At 70.1% G+C, this 24,080-nt stretch carries 20 protein-coding genes; 10 read left to right on the top strand and 10 right to left on the bottom strand.

The genetic code is table 11. The features are described from left to right. Positions 1–7: 7 nt before the first annotated feature. From ACRX5W_RS17965 to ACRX5W_RS17930, 8 genes are all read right to left on the bottom strand, one after another. Positions 8–1,141, bottom strand: coding sequence for an acyl-CoA dehydrogenase family protein (locus ACRX5W_RS17965; protein ID WP_436789192.1), 1,134 nt, complete (start codon positions 1,139–1,141; stop codon positions 8–10). After that, positions 1,138–2,115: an acyl-CoA dehydrogenase family protein gene (locus ACRX5W_RS17960; protein ID WP_436789191.1), complete on the bottom strand. Its 978-nt coding sequence runs from the start codon at positions 2,113–2,115 to the stop codon at positions 1,138–1,140. The genes ACRX5W_RS17965 and ACRX5W_RS17960 overlap by 4 nt, the downstream gene beginning before the upstream one ends. Positions 2,116–2,118: 3 nt before the next feature. Then, positions 2,119–2,919 carry an enoyl-CoA hydratase/isomerase family protein gene (locus ACRX5W_RS17955; RefSeq protein ID WP_436789190.1) on the bottom strand — a complete coding sequence of 267 codons (801 nt, stop codon included), beginning with the start codon at positions 2,917–2,919 and terminating at the stop codon, positions 2,119–2,121. A gap of 199 nt (positions 2,920–3,118) precedes the next feature. Beyond that, positions 3,119–3,958, bottom strand: a complete 840-nt coding sequence (locus ACRX5W_RS17950; RefSeq protein WP_436789189.1) for a FadR/GntR family transcriptional regulator — start codon at positions 3,956–3,958, stop codon at positions 3,119–3,121. Between the two features lie 211 nt (positions 3,959–4,169). Beyond that, positions 4,170–4,931: an SDR family NAD(P)-dependent oxidoreductase gene (locus tag ACRX5W_RS17945; protein ID WP_436789188.1), complete on the bottom strand. Its 762-nt coding sequence runs from the start codon at positions 4,929–4,931 to the stop codon at positions 4,170–4,172. Then, on the bottom strand, positions 4,931–6,106 hold the full coding sequence (locus ACRX5W_RS17940; protein ID WP_436789419.1) for an acyl-CoA dehydrogenase family protein: 1,176 nt from the start codon (positions 6,104–6,106) through the stop codon (positions 4,931–4,933). Before ACRX5W_RS17940 ends, ACRX5W_RS17945 begins: the two co-directional genes overlap by 1 nt. A 542-nt stretch (positions 6,107–6,648) precedes the next feature. Beyond that, positions 6,649–7,293, bottom strand: a complete 645-nt coding sequence (locus ACRX5W_RS17935) for a CoA transferase subunit B (RefSeq protein WP_436789187.1) — start codon at positions 7,291–7,293, stop codon at positions 6,649–6,651. Beyond that, a complete protein-coding gene (locus ACRX5W_RS17930; RefSeq protein WP_436789186.1) occupies positions 7,293–8,066 on the bottom strand; it encodes a CoA transferase subunit A in 774 nt (257 codons plus the stop codon). Before ACRX5W_RS17930 ends, ACRX5W_RS17935 begins: the two co-directional genes overlap by 1 nt. A gap of 197 nt (positions 8,067–8,263) precedes the next feature. Here ACRX5W_RS17930 and ACRX5W_RS17925 point away from each other — a divergent pair, with 197 nt between their 5' ends. Beyond that, positions 8,264–10,189 (top strand): helix-turn-helix domain-containing protein, encoded by a 1,926-nt coding sequence (locus ACRX5W_RS17925; RefSeq protein WP_436789185.1) that lies wholly within the window; start codon positions 8,264–8,266, stop codon positions 10,187–10,189. A 167-nt stretch (positions 10,190–10,356) separates the two neighbouring features. On the opposite strand, the gene ACRX5W_RS17920 is transcribed toward ACRX5W_RS17925, so the two are convergent. Further along, positions 10,357–12,444 carry an ATP-binding SpoIIE family protein phosphatase gene (locus tag ACRX5W_RS17920; protein WP_436789184.1) on the bottom strand — a complete coding sequence of 696 codons (2,088 nt, stop codon included), beginning with the start codon at positions 12,442–12,444 and terminating at the stop codon, positions 10,357–10,359. A 495-nt stretch (positions 12,445–12,939) separates the two neighbouring features. Here ACRX5W_RS17920 and ACRX5W_RS17915 point away from each other — a divergent pair, with 495 nt between their 5' ends. The 9 genes from ACRX5W_RS17915 to ACRX5W_RS17875 all read left to right on the top strand — a co-directional run bounded on the left by ACRX5W_RS17915 (position 12,940) and on the right by ACRX5W_RS17875 (position 21,969). After that, positions 12,940–14,376, top strand: coding sequence for an aldehyde dehydrogenase family protein (locus ACRX5W_RS17915; protein WP_436789183.1), 1,437 nt, complete (start codon positions 12,940–12,942; stop codon positions 14,374–14,376). 153 nt (positions 14,377–14,529) lie between these two features. Further along, on the top strand, positions 14,530–15,954 hold the full coding sequence (locus tag ACRX5W_RS17910) for an aldehyde dehydrogenase family protein (RefSeq protein WP_436789182.1): 1,425 nt from the start codon (positions 14,530–14,532) through the stop codon (positions 15,952–15,954). Between the two features lie 16 nt (positions 15,955–15,970). After that, complete coding sequence (locus ACRX5W_RS17905; protein WP_436789181.1) at positions 15,971–16,354, top strand: carboxymuconolactone decarboxylase family protein; 384 nt, start codon at positions 15,971–15,973, stop codon at positions 16,352–16,354. Beyond that, a complete protein-coding gene (locus ACRX5W_RS17900) occupies positions 16,351–17,211 on the top strand; it encodes an NAD(P)-dependent oxidoreductase (protein WP_436789180.1) in 861 nt (286 codons plus the stop codon). The genes ACRX5W_RS17905 and ACRX5W_RS17900 overlap by 4 nt, the downstream gene beginning before the upstream one ends. Further along, positions 17,208–18,431, top strand: coding sequence for a CaiB/BaiF CoA transferase family protein (locus ACRX5W_RS17895; protein ID WP_436789179.1), 1,224 nt, complete (start codon positions 17,208–17,210; stop codon positions 18,429–18,431). The genes ACRX5W_RS17900 and ACRX5W_RS17895 overlap by 4 nt, the downstream gene beginning before the upstream one ends. Positions 18,432–18,735: 304 nt before the next feature. Further along, on the top strand, positions 18,736–19,752 hold the full coding sequence (locus ACRX5W_RS17890) for a helix-turn-helix domain-containing protein (RefSeq protein WP_436789178.1): 1,017 nt from the start codon (positions 18,736–18,738) through the stop codon (positions 19,750–19,752). 427 nt (positions 19,753–20,179) lie between these two features. After that, positions 20,180–20,371, top strand: a complete 192-nt coding sequence (locus tag ACRX5W_RS17885) for a hypothetical protein (RefSeq protein WP_436789177.1) — start codon at positions 20,180–20,182, stop codon at positions 20,369–20,371. Positions 20,372–20,585: 214 nt separating this feature from the next. Beyond that, positions 20,586–21,014 (top strand): hypothetical protein, encoded by a 429-nt coding sequence (locus ACRX5W_RS17880; RefSeq protein ID WP_436789176.1) that lies wholly within the window; start codon positions 20,586–20,588, stop codon positions 21,012–21,014. A gap of 103 nt (positions 21,015–21,117) precedes the next feature. Next, positions 21,118–21,969 (top strand): phosphotransferase family protein, encoded by an 852-nt coding sequence (locus ACRX5W_RS17875; protein ID WP_436789175.1) that lies wholly within the window; start codon positions 21,118–21,120, stop codon positions 21,967–21,969. A 381-nt stretch (positions 21,970–22,350) separates the two neighbouring features. Here the strand turns inward: ACRX5W_RS17875 and ACRX5W_RS17870 are convergent, their stop codons facing one another. Beyond that, complete coding sequence (locus ACRX5W_RS17870; RefSeq protein ID WP_436789174.1) at positions 22,351–23,616, bottom strand: amidohydrolase family protein; 1,266 nt, start codon at positions 23,614–23,616, stop codon at positions 22,351–22,353. Positions 23,617–24,080 lie beyond the last annotated feature (464 nt).

Raw genomic sequence — 24,080 nt, 5'->3', positions numbered from 1 at the left:
CGCCTGGTCAGGACGGCAGGCGGAGAATGCGCTTCGCGATGATGTTCCGCTGGATCTGCGAGGTCCCGCCGTAGACGGACGCGGCACGCGAGTACAGGTACTCGGCGAAAACCTCGTTCCCGTCCTCGTACAGCGCCTCGGGGAGCACCTTGATCGCGGTCTCGTACAGGCGCTGCTCGGTGCGCGTCATCAGCAGCTTGTCGATCGAGGAGTCGAACGGCGCCTCGACCCCGGCGATGCGCTCGGCGATGCGGCGCCGGGTGTGCGCCACCAGGCCCTCGTAGTCGACGAAGCAGCGTCCGACCTCGGAACGCAGGCCGTCCGGAAGGTCGTTCCCGCGCTCGCCGACGACGGCCCGCAGGCGCTCGACGAGCAGGCCGTACTTCGACAGGTGGCCGGTGTCGAGGGCGTTGCGCTCGTAGCTGACCGTGGTCATGGCGAGCGGCCAGCCGTCGCCCTCGTTGCCGATGAGCTCGGACTCCTCGATCCGGACGTCGTCCAGGAAGAGCTCGCAGAACTCGTCGTCGCCGTTGTGCGCCTTGAGCGGGCGCACGGTGACGCCGGGGCGGTCGAGCGGCAGGATGAACGCGGAGATCGACTTGTGGGCGACGCCGTCCCGATCGGTGCGGGCCAGCAGGAGGCACAGGTTGGAGTACTGCGCGTAGCTGGTCCACAGCTTCTGGCCGCGCACGATGTAGTGGTCGCCGCGCTTCTCGGCGACGGTGCTCATGCCGGCCAGGTCGGACCCGGCGCCGGGCTCGCTGAAGCCCTGGCACCACACATCGTCGCCGGCGAGCATGCGCGGCAGCAGCCGGCGGCGCTGCTCGTCGTTCGCGAACTTCAGCAGCGCCTGGGCCAGGTAGCCGATGCGCGGCACGCCGGGTGCCTGCTGGGCGCCCAACTCGTCGCTGATGGCGACCTGGTGAAGGGTCGTCAGGCCGCGTCCGCCGAACTCCTCGGGAACGTCGAGACCGACCCACCCGCCGGAGTGCAGTTGCTTGTGCCAGCGGTGCAGGAACACCGGTACGGGCTCGTCCGCGCCGCGTTCGGGCAGCGGGTTCTCCGCCAGCCAGCCGCGAAACTCGCCGCGGAGCTGTTCGAGGTCCGACGGGTCGCCGAATTCCAGCGGGGTGTCGGTCATCGGGCCGCCTCCGGTTCAGCCAGGATCGCCAGCAGGTCCGCCGAGGTCGCCAGGATCGTGGCGCCGAGGCGTACTTTGCGGAGATACAGGTGGGCGATGTGCTCCCATGTCTGGGCGATGCCGCCGAACACCTGCATGCCGCTGTAGATCGCTTCCAGGGCCGAGTCGTTGACCTCGGCCTTGGCGACGCGGGCGGCGGTGAGGGCCGCCGCCGGCGTCTCGTTGTCGAGGGACCACGCGGCGTACCGGGTGGCGCTGGTGCACGCCGCGACGAGGACCGTCGCGTCGGCGAGGATGTGCTGGACGGCCTGGAAGGATCCGATTTCCTTGCCGTACTGCCGCCGCTCCCGGGCGTATTCGACGCTGAGGTCGACGAACGCCCCGGCAGCGCCCACGAGTTCGCTGGTGACCATGACGAGCGCGTACGCCTGCCAGTGGCTGAGCTGGTCCGCGTCGAGGCGGCCGACGACCTTGGCGGGTGCGTCGGACGGCACCGACCGGACGGTGCGCAGCAGGTCGATCGTCGGTGCCGAAGCGCCGAGTTCGACGCTGGTGACCGTTCCGTCGGCGGCGACGGACAGCGCGCTGTCGGCGCCTTCGCAGTCCCACGCGACGAGCTCGGTCGTGCCCGCGGTCGCGAAACGCAGGTCGCGGGCGAGCGCGATGGTCGGCGTGGCACCGACACCGGCCGGCGCGTCGTCACCGAGCAGCCGCAGCAACTCCGGGGCGAGCAGCACGGTTCCGAGGGTCGAGGTGCCCAGCGGCTGCTTGCCGTGCTCCTCCGCGAGGAGCGCGCACTCCTGGGCGGTCGCCGCCGGCGGCGAGGTGCGCCGCAGCTCGGCGAGGCCCAGCTCGTCGAGTGCCTTCTGCGCGGCGGCGAGTGCCGCCGGTTCGACGTCGGCGGTCCCGCTGCGGAACCGCGTGGCGAACGTACGGAACATGTCCCGTACGAGCGAGAACTCTTCGGCCTCCACGCTTCACGCCTCCCGGCGCGCCGACGAACGCTCCTGGGAGCGGGCCGCCAGCTCGTTGACGATGCGAATGTGGTCGGGGTTGGTCATCGTGGCCCGCTCGGACATCAGCGCCGCCTCCATGCCGCCGCGCGACACGTTCTCGACGACCGCCGCGAGCGCCATCTTGGTGGACTGCAGGGCCTCCGCCGGCTGCGCCGCGAGGCGGTGGGCGAGGGCGAGGGCCTCGGTCATCAGGTCCTCGCCGGGCACCACGCGGTTCGCCAGGCCGAACTCGACGGCCTTCGCCGCGGGGATCCGGTCTCCGGTGAACAGGTACTCCTTGGCGCGCAGCAGGCTGGTCAGCAGCGGCCACAGCGTCACGCCGCCGTCGCCCGCGACGAGGCCGACGGAGATGTGCGGGTCCGCGAGGTACGCGTCCTCGGCCATCAGCACCAGGTCGCAGCCCAGCGCGAGGCTGCACCCGAGCCCGACGGCGGCGCCGTTGACCGCGGCCACGACCGGCAGGGGGAAGCGGATCATGTCGGTCTGGATGCGCCGGTCGCGATGGATCGACCGGTCGCGCAGCCGCGCGTCGGTGTGGTGCGCGAGGAGATGGTCGAAGTCACCGCCGGCGCTGAACGCCCGGCCCGCTCCGGTGAGCACGACGGCCCGCGCCCCGGGGTCCTCGGCGAGTTCGCTCCACACCTCGGACAAGCGCCGGTGCAGCTCCTCGGACACGCCGTTCAACCGATCGGGGCGGTTCAGCGTGACAATGCGCACGTCACCGTCGGCCGCCACGGTCAGTACGGAGCTCTCCTCACCCATATGGGGTCCCCATCTCCACTTCTCGGCTTCTCGACATATCGGCTTCTTGGCCGGCACGGTCGCGGACGTGATTCACCCACTGATTTCACGTTGATGGTAAAGGTCAGACCGAAGTGCGTCAATGTCGTTACCGTGTGGCGAGAGTGGGATTCTCACAACACCGGCGGGCCCTCGAACCACGGGCCCGCCCGAGGAAACGTCAGACTTCGGTGGGCTGTCCCCTCCGCTGTTCCGTGCCTTGTTGCGTCTGTTGTGCCGCCGACTGTTCCGGCGACTGCATTTCCGCCCGTTCCCCGGACGGTGTTCGGGACTGCGCGGCGGCGTTCTCCGACAAAGCCACTTGCGCACGCGGGTCGACGCGGGAGACAGCGTGCGAGAACCCGCAGATGTGCCGGGTCATGCGCCGCATCGCCGCCGCGCCGTCGCGGTCGCGGATGGCCTCGGCGATCCTCTCGTGCGCCCGCGCGGTGACCCGGCGGACCTCGTCGTCCATGAACGGCGCGATGTCCGTCGCGGCGTAGATCGCCTGCGACAAAGCGCTCATGAACCCGATGAGAAGCTCGTTGTCGCCGGCCCGCGCCACGGCGTTGTGCCAGCGGATGTTGGCCCGCAGGAAACGCGGGATGTCGTCCCCGGCCTCCACGAGTTCCGCGTGCGCCGCATCCAGCGCGGCCAGGTCGAGGTCGGTGCGCCGCTCCGCCGCGAGCGCCGCGCAGGTCGGCTCGATCGCCTCCCGCGTCTCGTGCAGCGCGTCGAGCCGGATCTGCTGCCCCCGGATCACCAACTGGACCGTACTGGCCAGGGATTCGCGGTTGGGGCGGTGCACGAAGGCCCCCCCCCCACGGCCCGGTCGGATTTCCAGGAGTTGTTCGACTTCGAGAATGCGCAGCGCTTCGCGCACGGTCGCGCGACTCAACCCGGTCTGTTCGACCAATTGGCGTTCCGGCGGCAGCGCGGTGCCCTCCGAGAATTCCCCGGAGAGAATCCGCTCACGGACTTCCGCCGCCAGAACATCCGATGCCTTCGGAACACTCAGCACATCGAATTGTGCGTTGTTCCGCCGGGTTCCCGACCGCTTTACGACGGCCGCGGAATCGTGCTCGCCGCGCTGCGTCAACTCAAACGCCCTTCGCACTCGTCCCGGGCACCGCCCCGAGTGCCCGCCGCCGAAGGTACCACCGCGATTCGGTGCGAACCGCAACGCGAACTCTTCGGCGGGCGGGCCGAATTCCTTCGGGAAAGTCCCGAGGTCACATCACCATGCCGCCGTCGACCGGCAGCACCTGGCCGGTGATGAACGACGCCGCGTCGGTCGCCAGGAAGACGAACGCGCCGGCGACCTCCTCCGGCGACGCCCACCGCTTGAGCGGGATACGGGCCATCATCTGCGGAGCGAACTTCTCGTTCGTGCGGATGGTTTCGGTCATCGGCGTCGCGGCCAGCGGAGCCAGCGCGTTCACCAGGATCTGCTTGCGGGCGAGTTCGCGCGCCAGCGACTTGGTGATGCCGATGATGCCGGCCTTGGCCGCGGAGTAGTTCACCTGGCCGAGGGTGCCGGTCAGACCCGCCGCGGACGTGACGTTGATGATGCGCCCGGTGCCGTCGGTGGGCAGGAACTCCAGCGCCGCCTGCGAGACGTTGAACGTCCCCATCACGTGGATGTCCACGATGCGGCGGAAGTTCTCGCCGCTGATCTTGTCGAACATCGCGGGGTCGGTGACGCCGGCGTTGTTGACGACGATGTGCAGCGTCCCGCCGGCGAGCGCGGCGGCCTGCGCGGCGACGGCGCCCGCGGCCTCGCGGTCGGTCACGTCCAGCGCGGCGCTCTCCGCGGTGCCGCCGCCCGCACGAATCTTGGCGGCGACGGTCTCGGCGGCCTCACCGTTGAGGTCGGACACCAGCACCGCGGCACCCGCGGTGGCAAGAGCCTGAGCGACGGCGGAACCGATGCCGCCCGCGGCACCGGTGACCAGCGCGGAGCGTCCCGTGAGGTCGAAGAGGGGGTTGGTCATCAGTAGCTCCTCGGCAATCCCAGAACGTGCGATCCCAGGTAGTTCAAAACCATTTCCTGGCTGACGGGCGCGATCCGCATCAGGCGTGTCTCCCGGAAGAACCGGGAGACCGCGTACTCCTCGGCGTAGCCCATGCCGCCGTGCGTCTGCAGGGCGCGGTCGGCGGCGGTGAACCCGGCGTCCGCGCACAGGTACTTCGCGGTGTTCGCCTCACGGCCGCACGGGCGGCCCTTGTCGTACAGCCACGTCGCCTTGCGCAGCGCGAGCTCGGCCGCGTCCAGACGGGCCAGCGAGTCGGCGAGCGGGAACTGGATGCCCTGGTTCATTCCGATCGGACGGCCGAACACCTCGCGCTCGTTGCCGTACTTGACCGCACGGTCCAGCGCCACCCGGCCCATGCCGAGCGCCTCGGCGGCGATCAGCATGCGCTCCGGGTTCAGGCCGTCGAGCAGGTACTTGAAGCCCTGACCCTCCTCGCCGACCCGGTCCTCGACGGGAATGCGCAGGCCGTCGATGAACAGCTCGTTCGAACTCACCGCGTTGCGGCCCATCTTGGTGATGGGGCGGATGTCGACCTTGCTGCGGTCGAGGTCGGTGAGGAACAGCGTCATGCCGTCGGTCTTCTTCGTGACGTCCTCGTACTTGGTCGTACGCGTCAGGAGAAGGATCTTCTCGGACTCCAGGGCCTTGGAGATCCACACCTTGCGGCCGTTGACGACGTAGTGGTCGCCCTCGCGCTTGGCGAAAGTGGTGATCTTCGAGGTGTCGAGGCCCGCACCGGGCTCGGTGACGCCGAAGCAGACGTGCAGGTCGCCGTTCACGATGCGCGGCAGTGTGCGCTGCTTGAGCTCCTCGGAACCGTGCACGACGACCGGGTGCATGCCGAAGATCGACAGGTGGATGGCACTGGCGGCATTCATGCCGCCGCCCGAGCGCGACACTTCCTCCAGGAGGATCGTCGCCTCGGTGATCCCGAGCCCGTGCCCGCCGAACTCCTCGGGCATCGTCATCCCGAGCCAGCCGCCCTTGGCGATCGTGTCGTAGAACTCGGTCGGGAACTCGTGCTTCTGGTCCTTCTCCATCCAGTACTGGTCGTCGAAGCCGCGCAGCAGCTCGCGGACCGACTTTCGGATGGTCTCTTGGTCCTCGGTCAGCTCAAAGTCCAACGGACACACACCTCCCACGCCGCATCATGAGCGGAAACATACCAAAGGTCAGACCAAAATCAACGGCCTGCCGATAACAATGTTCTCAAAGATGACCAACGGCACTCTCGCACGCTACGCGCCGGTCGGTCGGGCGGGGGCGGGCCATCGGGGAGCACGCGCGGGCCGGATGAGGCACGGCGGGCGGCCCGCCGATTCGCACCGAGGTTGCGGATTCCCGCGACGGGACACGGGAATCTGCCGTTTCAACGCCCCAGCTCCGCCCGAGCCACGGCGTCCCGGCTTGGGCGCGGTGCAGGTCCTGGCCCACGCACGGTGGTAACCGGGGTGCGTGCGCACACCATGCGGGTGCCGTCTGGCACGTGCGCACGGCGACGCCAAGCCTCCACTCCACGGCCACGTCCGCCCGCTCGGCCTCCGCCCGTCCGGCCCGTGCAGCCGAACCACCGCGGCGAAGAACGGCGTGGCCCGGCCGCCGAAGTCGACGGCGCGGGCATGTGCAGCGGTTCAGGCGCACGCTTTCCGGCAGGGGTGCCCGTGCGCTCTGCGAATCAGCTCGTCGCCAGTGCCACGCGCAGCGGTGCCGCCGTCGCGGCGATGACCTGATCGACCGTCACGTCCGGTGCGGTCTCGACCAGTTCGAGGCCGGTCGGGGTGACGTCGAGGACCGCGAGGTCGGTGATCACGCGCTGGACGACGCCACGGCCGGTGAGCGGCAGGGTGCACTTTTCGAGGATCTTGGACTCGCCGTCGCGGGTGGTGTGCTCCATGAGGACGATGACGCGGCGGGCGCCGTGCACGAGGTCCATCGCGCCGCCCATGCCCTTGACCATCTTGCCGGGGACGGTCCAGTTCGCCAGGTCGCCGGTCGAGGAGACCTGCATGCCGCCGAGGACTGCCGCGTCGATGTGGCCGCCGCGGATCATCGCGAACGAGAGCGCCGAATCGAAGAAGGACGCGCCCGTGTTGGTCGTGACGGTCTCCTTGCCCGCGTTGATCAGGTCGGGGTCGACCTGGTCCTCCCGCGGGTAGGGGCCGACTCCGAGAATGCCGTTCTCGCTCTGCAACACCACGTCCACCCCGGGGGGCAGGTGGTCGGGGATCAGGGTGGGAAGGCCGATGCCGAGGTTGACGTAGCTGCCGGGCAGCAGCTCGCGTGCGGCGCGGGCGGCCATGCCTTCGCGGGTGAGTGCCATCAGTTCCCTGCCTGCGTCGTCGAGACGGATGAGACGGTGCGCTTCTCGATGCGCTTGAGGGTCGGGTCGGTCACCGCGACGACGCGCTGCACGAAGACCCCGGGCAGATGGATCGAGTCCGGGTCCAACTCGCCCGCGGGCACGAGGCGTTCGACCTCGGCGATGGTGACGCGGCCCGCCATCGCGGCCAGCGGGTTGAAGTTGCGGGCGGAGGCGTTGAACACCAGGTTGCCGTGGGTGTCGCCCACGGCCGCGCGCACGAGGGCGAAGTCCGTGGTGACCGACTCCTCCATGACGTACTCGACGCCGTCGAAGACGCGCGTCTCACGCTTGGGCGAGGCGACCGCGACGGACCCGTCCGCGGCGTACCGCCACGGCAGACCGCCCTCGGCGACCGCGGTGCCCACGCCGGCGAGGGTGTAGAACGCCGGTATGCCGGAACCGCCGGCCCGGAGCCGTTCGGCGAGCGTGCCCTGCGGGACGAGCTCGACCTCCAGTTCGCCGGCGAGGTACTGCCGGGCGAATTCCTTGTTCTCCCCCACGTAGCTCGACATCATCCGGGCGATGCGCTTCTCGCCGAGCAGCAGGCCGAGCCCGCCGTCGTCGACGCCGCAGTTGTTGGAGACCACCCGGAGCCCGGAGACCCCGGAGGCGAGCACCGCGTGGATGAGGTCGTGGGGGATGCCGCACAGCCCGAACCCACCGACCGCCACCGAGGCGCCGTCAGGGAGGTCAGCCACGGCTTCCGCTGCTGATGACCATGTCTTGTCCATGGTTGGCTGACGCTAGGTCTCCCGCACGCCCGGTTCCATGTGGGCAACCGCCACAGTCCCGGGCTCCGCCATAGTGGAATGCCACATGGTTTTCGTGGCGTACGGTCCGTAATGTTGCGGCGCCGGAGCGGGACCGCCGCCCGTGGGTCATGCCGGGCGGCCGATGCAGTCTGCGCGCCCCGAGGGATAATCACACGATGGACCCCGTCAGGGCCGTCGTCGCCGTCCGGACCCTGCTCGATCTCCTGCACCGCGAGGCCCCCGCGAGCGAGTTCGAGCGCGTCGTCGCGGATGCCCGGGCAGCGGGGGCCGACGCCGCGCTGCTGGCGGAGGTCGAGGCGGCGCAGGGGACGGCGCTGCGGCTGCGCGACGTGCTCCAGGAGCGCCGCCGCCGGGAGGCCGAACTGGCCGCGCTCAACAGCACGGCCGGCGACCTCGCCGCGCTGCGCGATCCCGACCTGGTGTTGCAGGCCATCGTGAACCGCGCCCGCTCGCTGCTCGGCACGGACACCGCGTACATCTCGCTGCACGACCCCGCCGCGGGCGACACCTACCTGCGCGTGACCGCCGGGTCCATCTCGACCCGCTTCCAGCGGCTGCGGCTCGCGCTCGGCGAGGGCATCGGGGGGCTCGTGGCGGCACTCGGCACGCCATACGTCACTGCCGACTACTTCGCGGACGAGCGGTTCCGGCACACGCACGTCATCGACGAGGGGGTGCGCGACGAGGGGCTGGTGGCGATGCTGGCCGTGCCGCTCCAGGTGGGCGACACCGTGATCGGCGTGCTGTTCGCGTCCGACCGGCGGCCCCGCGTATTCCGCCCGACGGAGGTCTCGCTGCTGTGCTCGTTCGCGGCGCACGCGGCCGTCGCGATCGACACCGCCAACCTCCTGAAGGAGACGCGTTCCGCGCTCGCCGAACTCGCCGAGGCGAACACCCGTGCCCGAGAGCACAACGCGGCGATCGAACGCGCCGCCGCCGCGCACGACCGGTTCACCGGGCTGGTGTTGGCCGGCGCGGGCGTGGACGACGTCGTACGGGCGGTCGCGGACGTCGTGGGCGGCGACGCGACGCTGCTGCTCGGTGAGGCGGCCGACGGGCCCGACGGCCGGACCGACGACCCGGGTTTCGCCGCGGACTTCGCCGCGGCCCGTGCGCACGCCCGGGCCACCGGGCGCGGCGCGCGCGTAAGGAGCGTCCACGTCGTGCCGGTCGCCGCCGGAACGGAGCGGCTGGGCCTGCTGGTTCTGCACGGCGCGGACGACCGCAAGGACTTCGAGGCGTCCGACACCCGGATCCTGGAGCGGGCGGCGATGATCATCGCGCTGCTGCTGTTGTTCCGCCGCTCGGTGACGGAGGCCGAACACCGCCTGCGCGGCGAGCTGTTGCACGACATCCTGAGCGAAAACGTACGCGACCGCGCGTCGTTGGCCGACCGTGCCGCACGGCTGGGCGCCGATCTGACCCGGCCGCATGTGGCCGTGGTGGTCGACGTGCCGGACGCGGATCGGTCGCGCCTGGCCTCGGCTGTCGCGCATCTGGCGGCGACCGCCCCGGGGCTCGCGGGCACCGTCGACGGCCGCACCGTGCTGCTGCTTCCCGGCGAACATGCCGCCGAGGTCGCGCGCCGGGTGGTGTCGGAGCTGGGCACGGCCGTGGGCCGTACGGCCACCGCGGGGTCGGCCGGCCCGGCACGCGGCGTGGACGAGATCGCCGACGCGTACGCCCAGGGGGGCCGGTGCCTCGACGCGCTGTATGCGCTCGGCCGTCGCGGCGAGGGTGCATCGGCCGACGAACTCGGTTTCATGGGCGTGTTGTTGGCTGGTTCGAAGGACGTCGGCGGTTTCGTGCGGCGCACGATCGGCCCGCTCCTGGACTACGACCGGGACCGACGCGCCGAGTTGACGCGGACCGTCGAGGCGTACTTCGACAGCGGCCGCAGCCTCACCCGGACCCGGGAGGCACTGCACGTGCACATCAACACCGTCACACAGCGCCTCGAACGCGTCGCGGGCCTGCTGGGACCGGACTGGCGCGACCCGGAACGCGAGTTGCAGATCCGGCTGGCCCTGCACTTGCGGACGATGGTCCCGAATGCGCCGGGGGACCGGCCGCAAGGGTGACGACGGGGAACCGGGACGGCCGGCAAAGCCGCCTCCCGGACGGGTGTTCGCGGACCTGCGGGACTCGGGGTGACGACGGGGAACCGGGTCGGCCGGCAAGGCCGCCGTCTCGCTCAACCTTTGTGGCATGGCTCCGGGGCGTGGGCCGGGCACGCGCACGACCTCCGTCACACGCCCGTGTCGACGTCCAAGACGTTCAACAGCCTTTCCCCGAGTGGGGATTCCGATGGGTCCATGCTCTGCTCGGCCCAGATGGTCTTCCCCGACCGGCGGTAGCGGCTGCCCCAGCGCGATGTCATCTGTGCGACCAGGAAGAGGCCCCGGCCGCCCTCGTCGGTCGGGACGGCACGCCGCAGACGGGGTTGGGAATTGCTGGGGTCGGACACCTCGCAGACCAGCACCTCGTCGCGGATCAACCGCAGGCCGACCGGCGAACCGCCGTACCGGATGGCGTTGGTGATCAGCTCGCTGACGACGAGCTCGGTGGTGAAGGCGAGTTCGTCCAGGCCCCAGCGGGCGAGTTGCCGGGTGGTGAGCTCGCGGGCCCGGCCGACCACGGACGGGTCCGCGGGCAGTTCCCACTCGGCGACCGCCCCGGCGGGCAGCACCCGCGTCTCGGCCAGCAGGAGTGCGACGTCGTCGTCACGCGGGATGTCCAGCTCGGCCAGGACGTCGGTGCCGATCGTCTCCAATGTCTGGTCGCGGTGGCGTGCCATGGCCTCGGCGAACCGGGCCATGCCCGCGCCGATGTCGCCGCCGCGGCGTTCGACCAGGCCGTCGGTGTAGAACGCGATCAGCGACCCGGGCGGCAGCTCTGTTTCCACCGCGTCGAACGGCATGCCGCCCACCCCGAGCGGCGGTCCGGGGGTGAGTTCGACGAATTCCGGTTCCCGGCCGGGGCGCAGCACCAGCGGCGGAGGGTGGCCGGCGCCGGCGATGGTGCACCGGGCGTCGACCGGGTCGTAGACGGCGTACAGCACGGTCGCCCCGAGGGCCCCGACATCGGGCAAAGCGCTGTCCGCGTCGTGCTCAAGCCACCGGCTCACCACCAAGTCGTCGAGACGGCTCAGGAGTTCGCCGGGTTCGAGTTCCAGGTCGGCAACCGTCTGTACGGCGGTGCGCAGGCGTCCCATGGCGACCGTGGCGCCCAGCCCGTGGCCGACCACGTCGCCGACGACGAATCCGGTGCGCAGCGACGAGAGCGGCAGGACGTCGAACCAGTCCCCGCCGACGCCTGCCTCGTCCCCCGCGGGCACGTAGGTTCCGGCGGTGCGGGCGGCGGGGGTGTGGGTGAGCAGGGGCGGCAGGAGGCTGCGCTGGAGAGCGACGGCGGTGCGGTGTTCGCGCGCGTAGCGCCGGGCGTTGTCGAATCCGAGGGCTCCTCGCGAGGTGATCTCGACGAGCATCTCGGCGTCCTCCATGTCGAAGACGCTTTCGCTGTCGAGTCGCCACGCGGCCAGCACGCCGAGCACGCGTTCGTGGACGACCATGGGGGCCGCGATCATCCCTCGGGCACCGCGCGGGATCAGCTTGCGGGCGTCGTCGTCGCTCACACCGAGGGCGTCGCGGAAGTTGTCCATGTCCGTCGCGATCACCACGGATCCGTCGCCGACGGGAGCGATCGGCACGGCTGTGCCCACCATCGGCATGATCTCGCCGACGGCACCGAAAGACGGCGGTACCCGGCCGTCCTTCGAGACGATGGCGACGCGTCGAAGGCGTCGCAGGGCGAGGCGTGTGGGCGGGGGCTCGTCGCTTTCCAGCACGGTGACGGGAATATCGACGACCGCCATGTCGGCGAGGTCGGGAACCAGGATCCCGGCGAGGCGTTCGGCCATCTCGTCGATATCGAGTGTCGTTCCGATGCTCATCGCCGCGGTGTGCGCGAGGCGGGCCCGTCGTTCGGCGCGGTCCCGTGCGGTCTGCCAGGTCGCCGGGGGGTCGGTGCGGGCGAGGAGCAGGAGCCAGGTGGGTCCGCCGCTCGCGAGGGGGTCGAGCACCCGCGCGCTGTAGCGGTAGCACTCGGGCTCGCCGGTCGCCGAGAGGAGTGTGGTCTCTCCGGAAAACGCCGCCGTGTCCGGGGTGGGCGGCGGGCTGAGGGGCGGGAGGCGCAGGTCGAGCCGCCGGCCGACGAGTCCGCGGACGTCGGCCGTGCCGGACAGAACGGTTCCGTACGCGTCGACCACGATCGCCGGCGTCGCTTTGCCGTCGATCAGGAAGGGCGCGTCAAGGTGAGCCGCATCGGATGACCGCATTCACCGGGCCTGCCCTCTCCCCGAGAGATGACACAGATGGAGTCAATTATCACGCCGACGTTTCCGGAGAGCCATGGTGTGGGTGGTCGCCATGGCCGACCGCCGGGCTCTGCAACGTGGGCGGCGGCACGTCTTGCGCCGCGGACCTCTCAGGCCGCGGGTGTACGGCCGACCTGCCTCCTACACCGCACATCTTCTCATTGATGAGAATAATATTCTCATCAGGCCGTGCACCGAGCGTCACCAAACGCCAACCAAGGGGTTCGATCAAAGTACCTGGTCATGGCATGTTTTTTGAGTCCGCGCGGCGACGCTGACGGACGCTGGACGGCCTTGACACCCCGCGCCACAACAGCACCTGTGGGGTGTCATTCTCGTCTCAACGCGGTTGATTTACCTCTAGTGAGAATGTACTTTCCGTCCCAACCGGAGCAAGGAGACTGGGATGCGGTTCAACGGCACAGTGGCCATGGCCGACGGACAGGTGGTGTCGCCGTGAAGCGTCTGCTCATCGACGGTGAACTCGTCGCGGCCGAGCGCACGTACCCCACGCTCAACCCCGCCACCGGTGAAGTCCTCGACCAGGTGCCGGACGCGACGGTCTCGGATGCCGAGACCGCGATCGCCGCGGCCCGCCGGGCGTTCGACACCACGGACTGGTCCACGAACGTGGAACTGCGCGTCAGGTGCCTGGAGCAGCTCCACCGAGCCCTCGGCGAACACCGCGAGGAGCTTCGCGAACTGACCATCGCCGACGTCGGAGCCCCGCGCCAACTGACGTATGGCGCACAGCTCGACGAGCCGATCGAGTTCTTCAGCTACTACGCGGACCTGCTGCGGACGTACCCGCTGAGGGAAGAGCTCCCCGAGAAGGAGTCGATGGGCCAACGGCACCGCCGCTGGATCGAGAAGGACGCCGCCGGCGTCGTCGCCGCGATCATCCCCTACAACTTCCCCAACCAGCTCGCGTTCGCCAAGCTCGCCCCGGCCCTCGCGGCCGGCTGCACGGTCGTGCTCAAGGGCGCGCCCGACACCCCGCTGCCCACCCTGAAGCTGGGCGAGCTGATCGCCGAGCACACGGACATCCCCGCCGGCGTGGTCAACATCCTCACCTCGTCGCAGGTCGAGGTCGGCGAGGTGCTCACCAAGCACGCCGACGTCGACGTGATCACCTTCACCGGGGCCACGTCCACCGGGCGCCGGATCATGGAGGCGGCGAGCCCCACGATCAAGAAGGTCTTCCTGGAGCTGGGCGGCAAGTCGGCCGCGATCATCCTCGACGACGCCGACTTCAAGACCGCCGCGCTGCACACCGCGTTCACCATCTGCACGCACTCCGGGCAGGGCTGCGCGCTGACGTCGCGGCTGCTGGTGCCGCGCGCGCACCAGGACGCGATCGTGGAGATCGTCGCGAACAGCTTCCAGCGCATGCGGCAGGGCGACCCGAGCGACCCGAAGACGTACGTGGGCCCCCTCATCAGTGCCAAGCAGCGCGACAAGGTGGACGGCATGGTCCAGCGGGCCGTGGACGCGGGCGCCACCCTGGTCACCGGCGGCAAGCGCATCGACCCGGGCTTCTTCTACACCCCCACGCTGCTCGCGAACGTCGACCCGGACAGCGAGATCGCCCAGGACGAGGTGTTCGGCCCGGTCCTGGCCGTCATCGCGTACGAGGACGACGACGACGCCGTGCGCATCGCCAACAACACGATCTTCGGCCTCTCCGGCGGTGTCTTCAGTGCCGACGAGGAGCGGGCCCTGGCGGTGGCCCGGCGGATCCGCAGCGGCACCTTCGGCATCAACGGCGGCAACTACTTCGGCGTCGACATCCCGTTCGGCGGCTACAAGCAGTCCGGCCTCGGCCGCGAGGCCGGCGAGGCCGGACTGAACGAGTTCCTGGAGCAGAAGGCGTACGCGTCCGTGATCAGGTGACCGGCGCGGCCCGGCCGTCGGAGAACCCGTCGGGACTCGCAAACGGGCGTGGGTGACACCCTCGTTCGCGGCGTCTCGACGGGTTTTCGTCGGCGTCCGGATAACACCGTTCTCGGATACTGTGATCCTTATTCTCAACGCGGGAGGAGAACCATGGCCGGTACGCGCCACGACCACTGGATCCAGGGCAAGGCCGTGCCGCCGGCGAGCGGCGCCTACCTGCCCACCCTCGACCCCGCGACCCGGGCCGCCGGCGACGAGATCGCGGCCGGGACGGCACCCGACGTCGAGCACGCCGTGGAGAGCGCCGCGGCGGCGCAGCCCAACTGGGCCGCCCGGTCCGGCGCGGAGCGTTCCGCGGTCCTGCACCGGATCGCCGACGCGATCGAGGCCGACGCCGAGACCCTGATGGAGCTGGAGCGCGCGTGCACCGGGAAGATCCCGGCCCAGCTCCGCACCGAAGTCGACATGTCCGCCGCGTACTTCCGCTACTACGCGGGCATCCTGCGCACCCACCACGGCCGCACGATCGACCTCGGCCACGACAACCACACGTACACCCGGCTGGAGCCGTACGGCGTCATCGCCGCGATCACGCCGTGGAACCTCCCGCTCAACCAGGCGTGCCGGGCACTGGCCCCCGCACTCGCGGTCGGCAACGCGGCCGTCGCCAAGCCGTCCGAGCTGACGTCGACCTCGACCCTGCGCCTCGCGCAGCTCGCGACCGAGGCCGGCCTGCCCGACGGCCTGCTGAACGTCGTCACCGGCACCGGGCCGGAGGTGGGCAGCCCGCTGGCCGAACACCCGGTCGTGCGCCGCATCATGTTCACCGGTTCGGTGGCCACCGGCCGGCTGCTCGGACGGATCGCCGCCGACCGGCTCATCCCGATGACACTCGAACTCGGCGGCAAATCACCGCTGGTGGTCTTCGCCGACGCCGACCTCGACCGGGCGGTGGCGGCGGCGGTCACCGCCATCGCGATGAACTCCGGGCAGGTGTGCTCGGCCACCACGCGGCTCCTCGTCGAGGCGCCGGTGCACGACGAGGTCGTCGCCCGGGTCGCGGAGGCGGTCGGCCGACTCGAACCCGGCGTGGACTTCGGCCCGATCATCACCGAGGCGCAATTCCGAAGCGTCCTCGGTCACTTCGCGGCGGCCGAAGCCGAGGGCGCGGTACCGGTGACCGGCGGTTCCGCGTACGAGGAAGGCCCCGGAGCGCAGGGGTTGTACGTCCGCCCGACCGTCTACGCCGACGTGCCCCGCGACTTGCGCATCGCCCGCGACGAGATCTTCGGGCCGGTCCTGGTCACCATGCCGTTCGCCGACGAAGCCGACGCGCTCGCCCTCGCCAACGACACCGAGTACGGCCTCGTCGCGGGCGTGTGGAGCGGCGACGTCGCGCGGGGACTGCGCCTGGCCGAGCGCATCGACGCCGGTCAGGTCGCGGTGAACGGCGGCGCGCTCACCATCGAGACACCGTTCGGGGGCTTCAAGCAGAGCGGCTACGGGCGCGAGAAGGGCATCGAGGCCCTTCACGACTACGCCCAGGTCAAGACCATCAGCCTGTCGATCCGCTGATATTGGGAGACACACCATGGAAGAAACCGAGCAGTTGCGCGCCGCGCGTGCCATGCGCCGGGCGATGCTCGGCGACGAATACGTGGACAGCCAGACCGCTGAAACGGATCCCGTCGCCCAGCAGTTCCAGGACCACATCACGACGCAGGCCTGGGGCGTCTGGACGCGCGGCGGCCCCTTGAGCCCCCGCGACCGCAGCCTCCTCGTACTCGCCATGACGGCGGCCCTGGGCCGGCTTGAGGAGTTCAAGCTGCACGCGTCGGCGATGCCGCGCACCGGCGTCACCGACGAGGAGATCGACGAACTGCTCTTCCAGGTGGCCGCCTACTGCGGCGCGCCCGCGGCGATCAGCGCCCGGCGGGTCCTGAAGGCCTACCGCGCGGAACGGGACAAGGGATGAGCACGACCACGGTTGGCTTCATCGGCCTCGGCAACATGGGCGGCGAGCTCGCGAACAACCTCGTGAAGCACGGGCTGCCGGTCATCGCGCACGACGCGGCGGGCCCCGAGCGCGTGCCCGAGGGCGCAACTGCGGCGGCCGACGTGGCCGAGGTGGCCCGCAAGGCGGACGTGATCGTGCTGAGCCTGCCCGACGGCAAGGTCTCCGAGATCGTGGCCCGCAACATCGTGGGCGCCGCCGACCGCCGTACCAGGCACATCATCGACACCTCGACCACGGGTGTAGGCGCTGCTCAGCGGATCGAGGCGCTGCTCGCCGAGAACGGCATCGGGCTCCTCGACGCGCCGGTCTCGGGCGGAACGGCGGGCGCCCGCGCCCGCACCCTCATGGTGATGTACGCCGGCAACGACGAGACGTGCGAGGCGGTCGCGCCGGTGATCGCGGGGCTGAGCGACCGCAACCGCCGTGTCGGGGACCGGCCGGGAATGGCGCAGGCCCTCAAGCTCGCCAACAACTTCCTGTCCGCGACGGCACTGGCCGCCACCAGCGAGGCCATCGCGTTCGGCCTGTCGGTGGGTCTCGACATGAAGACCATGCTCGACGTCATGAGCGCGTCCAGCGGCGCGAACACCGCGACCACCGACAAGTTCCCGAACCACGTGCTCACCGGCACGTACGCGTCGGGCTTCGCCAACTCGCTGATGTCGAAGGACATCAGCCTCTTCCTGGAGTCCGTGCGCGAGCAGGGCAGCCCCTCCGAGGTCGGCGAACTCACGGCGGCGATCTGGGCCCGCTTCGCGGCGGCCGAGCCGGGTGTCGACTTCACCCGGATCTTCCCCTTCGTGGAGGGTTCGTGACCGCTGAGCACGACACGGCGGACGGGCCTCTCGCGGGCGTACGAGTCCTCGAACTCGGCAGCTTCGTCGCGGGCCCGTTCGCCGGCCAACTCCTCGCCGACATGGGCGCGGAGGTCATCAAGATCGAGAGCCCCGGCGACGGCGACCCGATGCGGCGCTGGGGCGTCATGCTCGAAGGCCGCAGCATCTGGTGGTCGGCGCTGGCCCGCAGCAAGCGCCTCGCGGCGATCGACCTGCGCAAGCCGGAAGGCCGCGCGATCGCCCGGCGCCTCGCGCTCGGCTGTGACGTCGTCCTGGAGAACTTCACTCCCGGACGGCTTGAGGAATGGGGCCTGGGCTACGAGGAGTTGAGCCGGGAGAACCCGCGCCTGGTGATGACGCGGGTCTCCGGCTTCGGCCAGTCCGGCCCGCGCGCGAGCGACCCCGGCTTCGGCAGCATCGGCGAGGCAATGGGCGGCCTGCGGGAGCTCACCGGCTCCCCCGACCGCCCGCCGGCCCGGGCCGCGCTCTCGCTCGGTGACCAACTGGCAGGGCTCTTCGCCGCGTTCGGCACCGTCGCCGCCCTGCGCCAGGTCGAACGCGACGGCCGCGGCCAGGTCGTGGACGTCGCCTTGTACGAAGCGGTCTTCGCGCTGTCCGAATCCCTGGTCTCCGACTACGAGTTGACCGGGTACGTACGCGAACGCTCAGGCGGCGGGCTGCCGGGCGTCGCCCCGTCCAACGCGTACCCGACCGCCGACGGCCGCATGGTGATGATCGCCGCCAACGCGGATCCGATCTTCACCCGCCTCGTCAAGGCCATGGGCCGCCCCGAACTGGCCGCCGACGAGCGCTATGCGACGCACGTCGCCCGTGGCGCCCGCATGCAGGAAGTCGACGACCTCGTCGCCGCATGGACGAGCACCCTCGACTTCGACGCCATCGGCGCCGCCCTCGCGGAGGCCGCGGTCCCCCACGGGCTCATCTACCGCGCCCCGGACATGCTCGACGACCCGCAATATGCGGCCCGAGAGATGATCCAGCGCGTCCACGACGCCGTCCTCGGCCGCGACGTCCCCATGCCCGGAATCGTCCCCCGCCTGTCCCGCACCCCGGGCCGAATCCGCTGGGCCGGCGCCGACGTCGGCGCCCACACCCACGAAATCCTGACCGAAGCAGGCCTCACCCCCGAGGAACGCGAGGCCCTGGTCAACGAGGGAGTCACGCCGCCACCGGCCTGACCTCTGTACCAGTGGGTGATGCCGCGGTCAGGAGACAGCAACGTGGCAGGTTCGACGAAGAACACCCGCAGCAACGCTTCAGAGACCGGAGACAGCCTTCCAGCCACAACATCCGTTGCCGCCCCGAGAGTTGGGCTCTCGGGGCGAAAGCACTTCCCGGCCATCCAAGACCGGTACCGTTCCAATTGTCGACGTTGGAACGGAGACGGGTGTGGGTAACTCTGGTACGGACTCAACGGACCACGTTGGTGCACGCATTGCCAAATTCAGAAAGCAACGGGACCTGCTTCAACAGGGTCTCGCCATGCGGGCCAACGCCTCCAAGTCACTGCTGTCCAAGGTTGAAGCGGGGCAGAGGCCCGCGTCGCCCGCCTTGATCGCCGCGTGTGCACGTGCTCTCGGCGTGACCACGTCCGACCTGCTCGGGCAGCCCTACGCTGACGAGCTGCGGCGCGACCGTCTCGACGCCCTCATACAGCCGATCCGCGTGGGCATGGAGAACTGGGACGTTCCCAACGACGACCACCCCCGGCCTCGCCACATCGGTGATATTGCCGCGGACGTGCGGCTGCTGCTCACCCAACGGCGAGAAGCCGACTACATGCCGATGGCACGTGACCTGCCCGGGGTGATCGACGAGTTGGTTCACGCCATCCACACCACGTCGGGTGAGGAACGGCGTCGGGCGTACGAGTACATCGCCGGTGCCTTCCGGTGTGTGTTCACGCTTGCCTGGAATTTCGGCTACACCGATCTGGCGACGGTCGCACTCGACCGCATTGCCTTGGCGGCACCGCACGCCGACGAACCTGGCCTCGCGGCGATGCACGCATACCTGCGGGCGCAAACCGTGCTGTCCTCGGGCCGATACGACATTGGGATGCGGGTTGTCGACCGCGCGCTCCGCGACCTGGGCGGACAGGATGCACGCCGCCCCGAAGGTGTGCCGGCTTTGGAAGGCAGTCTGCATCTCCGGGCGGCTGTGCTGGCCGGCCGGGCGAAAGACGTCGACGCGGCGAAGGCCCGTCTGGCAGAAGCTCGCAAGCTCGCCTCGGCCACGGGGGAACTGCCGGATTACGGACTGACGTGGGGGATGCCCAATGTCGGTGTGCATGCGGTGGCCATCGCCTGCGATCTGGACCAATGGGACGAGGCGATCCGTATTGCCAGAGGTGTGCGGATCCCGCAGGGCTGGTCACGGTCGCGGGCGGCTCATCACTGGATGGACTTGGGGCGGGCCAGTGTCTTGAGAGAGCCCGCAGGATTGCGCCCCAGCAGACGCGGTACCACCCGACGGTTCGGGAGACGGTGCTTGCGCTGAAACGGCGTGAGCGAGTGGCCGGCGGGGCGCTCGCCCAGTACGCGCGGTGGGTCGGCATGTAGCAGGTTCGGGTGGCGGGGAGTTGCACTTGTTTGTGCAACTCCCCGCTCTTGTGTGTCGGCATCCTGACATTCAGTGACCCCCGCGACCGCTGGCACGGTCCGGGGGCGCGGCCAACGCTGCGAAGGAGCGTCAACATGCATGACTGTATCCGCCGAGCCGTCTTACGGTTTCGCGGGATTCTCAGATCCGGCTCGGGCCGACATCGCGCCGATTCCGCGCCCGCGCGCACCGTGGCATCACCCGTCGGCCTTTCGCACCCGAGGACGTGGGAGGACCGGGACCGGACGGTGGAGCTCGAACCGTTTGCGTTGGTCCGCCCGTACATGCTCGCCGGTCACCGGCGGGCGGTCCTGGGAGGCGCCCGGTGATCGCGCTGGACCTCGCCGACCGGGGCCACCGCCGCATGACCCTCGCCGTCTACCGGATCGCCCCGGACGGCAGCCGAACCGACATCGTGCCCCGCCGCACCGTCGCCGGATCGTGGCTGGATGTCCCCGCGCCATCGCCGATGCTCCCGCCGTGCGGCTGTCCGCGCTGTGTCGGGGTGGGGCGGTGACAGCTCTGCGGATCATCAACCAATGGACACCCGTGAAGTCAAAGTTCGTGCCTGAATTCCCAGCGCTGTTCCAGCCGGGCCGAATCAACGTGACCGCCGTACCCGGCCCACCCGGAACACCAAGAGGTCGTGGCATTCACAGCCCCCGTCCGTCTCTGCACACGGAACTGACGGGACGCAACCCCTACCCGGTCAGCGAAAGGTGGATCGAACAGTGCACACAGAGGCACCGACCGCAGGGGTGGAAATCCCCTGCGCGGTCCGACGAAAGCTCATCGAGTACCTCGTCTCTCGCGAAGAGGTGACGGCCGAACTGGCGGACCGGATCGTGACCGGTACGGCCGGTTTCCTGGCGGTCAGCGCCGGCCATCCCGGTCGGCGGCCGGCGCCGTCCGTGCTGATCGACAAGGGATGGCACGCGTTCTTGATGCTCCCGGCCGACTACGCGGATTTCTGCACCTCACTCGGGCGACTGGTGGACCACGTGCCCGAAACGGGACCGCGGAACATGGGCACCGCGCGCTCCGATGTCTCACGGACACGAGAGCTGATCGAGGCCGACGGACACCCGCTCGACGAGGAGCTGTGGGCGGTCGCCGCCGACTGCTCGCAGTGCCATGCAGGGGGCTCCGACAGCCCCTGAGCACCTGGCGGATGCCCCGGACAGCGCGCAACGCTGTACCGGGGCGTTCGTGCGATAGAGAGGAGTCATATGCCTACCCGTCAGCCGTGGGAAGCGCTGCCGCTTGCCGTCCGGCGTTCGATCGAAAACGAGATCGGGCCTGTTGTCATGGCGGAGCCGCCCGCACGCGGGCAGTCCTCCGAGTTCTCCGCCGCGCTCCATACCCGGCACGCCGCGCACTTCGTCAAAGGGGTGCGCGTCGATCGGCCCTACGCGTGGACTCACCGGAAACGAAGCTGCCATCGCCCTCGACCTACCGCCCCAGATCGCGCCCAGGCTGCGATGGGAGATCGAGAAAGCCGGATGGCTCATGCTCGGATACGAACTCGCTCCCGGCGTACACCCCGACCTGTCGCCCGGATCGCCGCACCTCGAACGCGTCCGAGACCTGGTCATCGAGATCGGAGAGCAGCTGACTCCGTGCCCCGAGGCCGCGAAATACGCACTCGCGGAACGCTGGGCCGGCGCCCCCGGATGGGCCGAACTGCGAGACCGCCGACCGGACGACCTGGACCTCTGGGCGCGTGACCACGTGGATGCCTTGGCGGAATCCGAAGCTCGCGTCTGCCTTGACGGCGACACGCTTGCCCACGTCGACCTGCACCCCGGCAACATCCTCGTCGGCGAGGGGCACTCGGTCGCGGTCGACTGGGCCTGGTCGGCTCGGGGACCGGCGTGGCTGGACTCGGCCTATCTGGTTGTACGACTGGTCAACGAAGGTCACAGCCCGAAGCAGGCGGAAACCTGGGCGCTGGACATCCCCGCCTTCTCCGCCGCCCCCGACCACGTACTCACGGCCTTCGCCGTGCGACTGTCCGGTATGTGGGAGTGCATCGCCCGCTCCCCGAAGGCCCGCAGCCACGCTCGACGGCTCGCGGACACCGCCCGCCAGTGGGCCCGCTACAGGTTGGCTTAGCGGAAGCGGCCGGGACAGATCAGGAGCCCACGTCGGAGCCTGATCGCCGACACGGAACGCGCCGCGCACCGTACGTCCGAGGCGGACGCGGCAGAGAACCGGGCCGCTTGCGCACGACAGCGCACGGTCCATCCGTGAACCGCAAGCCTCATCCCGGTTCGCTGACCGCGGTGCACGGGCCCACACTTCCGTTCGCATCGACCGTACGGACGGGAGGAGTTCGGGCCGAGAGCACCCCACGGAGTTCGCCCGTGGACGAGGAAGGACCGGCCCGGTGGCGCATAAGCCTGACCGGACCGGTCCTTTCTCCCCTTGCCCCGAGCCCAAGAGATCCTTGGGGGCCGCCTGCGCGAAGTCGTGCTTCGGTGCGGCCTGGTCGGGTCAGTTGTCGGCTTCTGCTTGGTCGTTGCGGAAGACCTGGCCGCCCTTCATGACGAAGCGGACGCGCTCGGTGGCGGTGATGTCGGCCAGCGGGTCGCCGGGGACGGCGATGACGTCGGCGAGGAGGCCCGCTTCGAGGCGTCCGCGGTCGTCCGCGTCGATGAGGTCCGCGGCGACGGTGGTGGCCGCGCGGATGGCTTGGAGCGGGGTCATGCCGCGGTCGACGAGGGCGACGAGTTCCTTGGCATTGCGGCCGTGCGGGATCGCGGGGGCGTCGGTGCCGCAGGCGACCTTGACGCCCTTTTCGATGGCCCGGGTGATGGTGAGGCGCGACTTGGGGAAGACTTCGGCCGCCTTGGCCTGGAGTTCGGGGGCGGCGTGCGAGACGTCCATCGCGTCGGCGAGGTATGTGGTGGCGACCAGGAACGTGCCGCGCTCGACCATGAGGTCGAGGGTTTCGTCGGTGGCGAGCGAGCCGTGTTCGATGCAGTCGATGCCTGCCTCGATCGCGTTGCGCGTCGACTGATCGCCCATGCAGTGCGCGGCGACCTTGAGGCCGGCGCGGTGGGCCTCGTCGACGATGGCCGACAGTTCCTCGTTGGAGTACTGCTGGGCGCCCGCGGGCCCGGTGTGCGACATGACGCCGTTGGACGCACAGGTCTTGATGACCTTCGCGCCGTGCTTGATCTGGTAGCGGACCGCGTGGCGGATCTGGCTGACGCCGTTGGCGATGCCCTCTTCGACGGTCAGCGGCATGATGTGCGGCGCGAAGGCCTGGAACATCGTCGGGTCGAGGTGGCCGCCCGTCGGCGTGATGGCGTGGCCGGCCGGGACGATGCGCGGGCCTTCGATCCAGCCGTGGTCGATCGCCTTCTTCAGCGCGACGTCGAGCAACAGACCGCCCGTCTGCACGAAGAGGCCGAGGTTGCGGACGGTGGTGAAGCCGGCCCGCAGTGTACGACGGGCGTTGGCGACGGACCGCAGGGTGCGCACGGCGGCGTCGTCCTGGACGGGGTTGAGCGGACTGTTGTGGTCGGGACCCCCGAGAAGGAGGTTGACCTCCATGTCCATCAGGCCCGGGATCAGGGTCAGGTCGCCCAGATCGATCACCACAGCGTCGTCGGGGACGGTGGCGGGCGCGACCGCGCTGATGCGGTCGCCCTCGATGAGCAGTTCGCCCGGTGTGACCAGCTCCCCCCGGTCCACATCGAGCATACGGGCGCTGCGCAACAAGATCGGGTGTTGCGGCGCGCGGGGCCGAGGCATGGGCGAACTCCTTTGGCATCGGAAGAACTTGCGCGTGTCCGGGCGCATGTCCGAGGCGACGGGCACGCTGCGCCGCACGCTGCCGCAGGCCGCTCGCAGTATGCGCGGGTGGCTCGGGCGTACGTCCGGCGCGGTGCCGGGCAGCCGATGTGTCCCCGCGAGAAAACCGTGTGCGCCCGATCCCCGTGACGCCGACGCGAAGTCGGGGGCGTGGGAGGGGCGGTGAAGCGTGACCGCGGGTGTGGTCCCCGCGCCGTCACCCTGACGGCGGTCCGGCCGGCGAGTCGGTGTCCGATCTTGCGGTGCGCGACCGCCGGAGCTGCGGCGCACGGACACCGATCGGGGTCGGGTGGTTCGTCACCAAGCGGGCGGTCCGGGACGACCGGTGTGAGAGAAGTGGCTGGGGGCACGCGGCTGTTCGGGCGTACCCGGGTGTTGCGGGTGCGGTCGGGGGGGGGGGGGGG

Origin of the sequence: Yinghuangia sp. YIM S10712, from assembly GCF_051388935.1 — a bacterium.
Classification (GTDB): domain Bacteria; phylum Actinomycetota; class Actinomycetes; order Streptomycetales; family Streptomycetaceae; genus Yinghuangia.
Note: the sequence above shows the minus strand (reverse complement) of the source record. Positions and strands in the feature narration are given on the sequence as shown.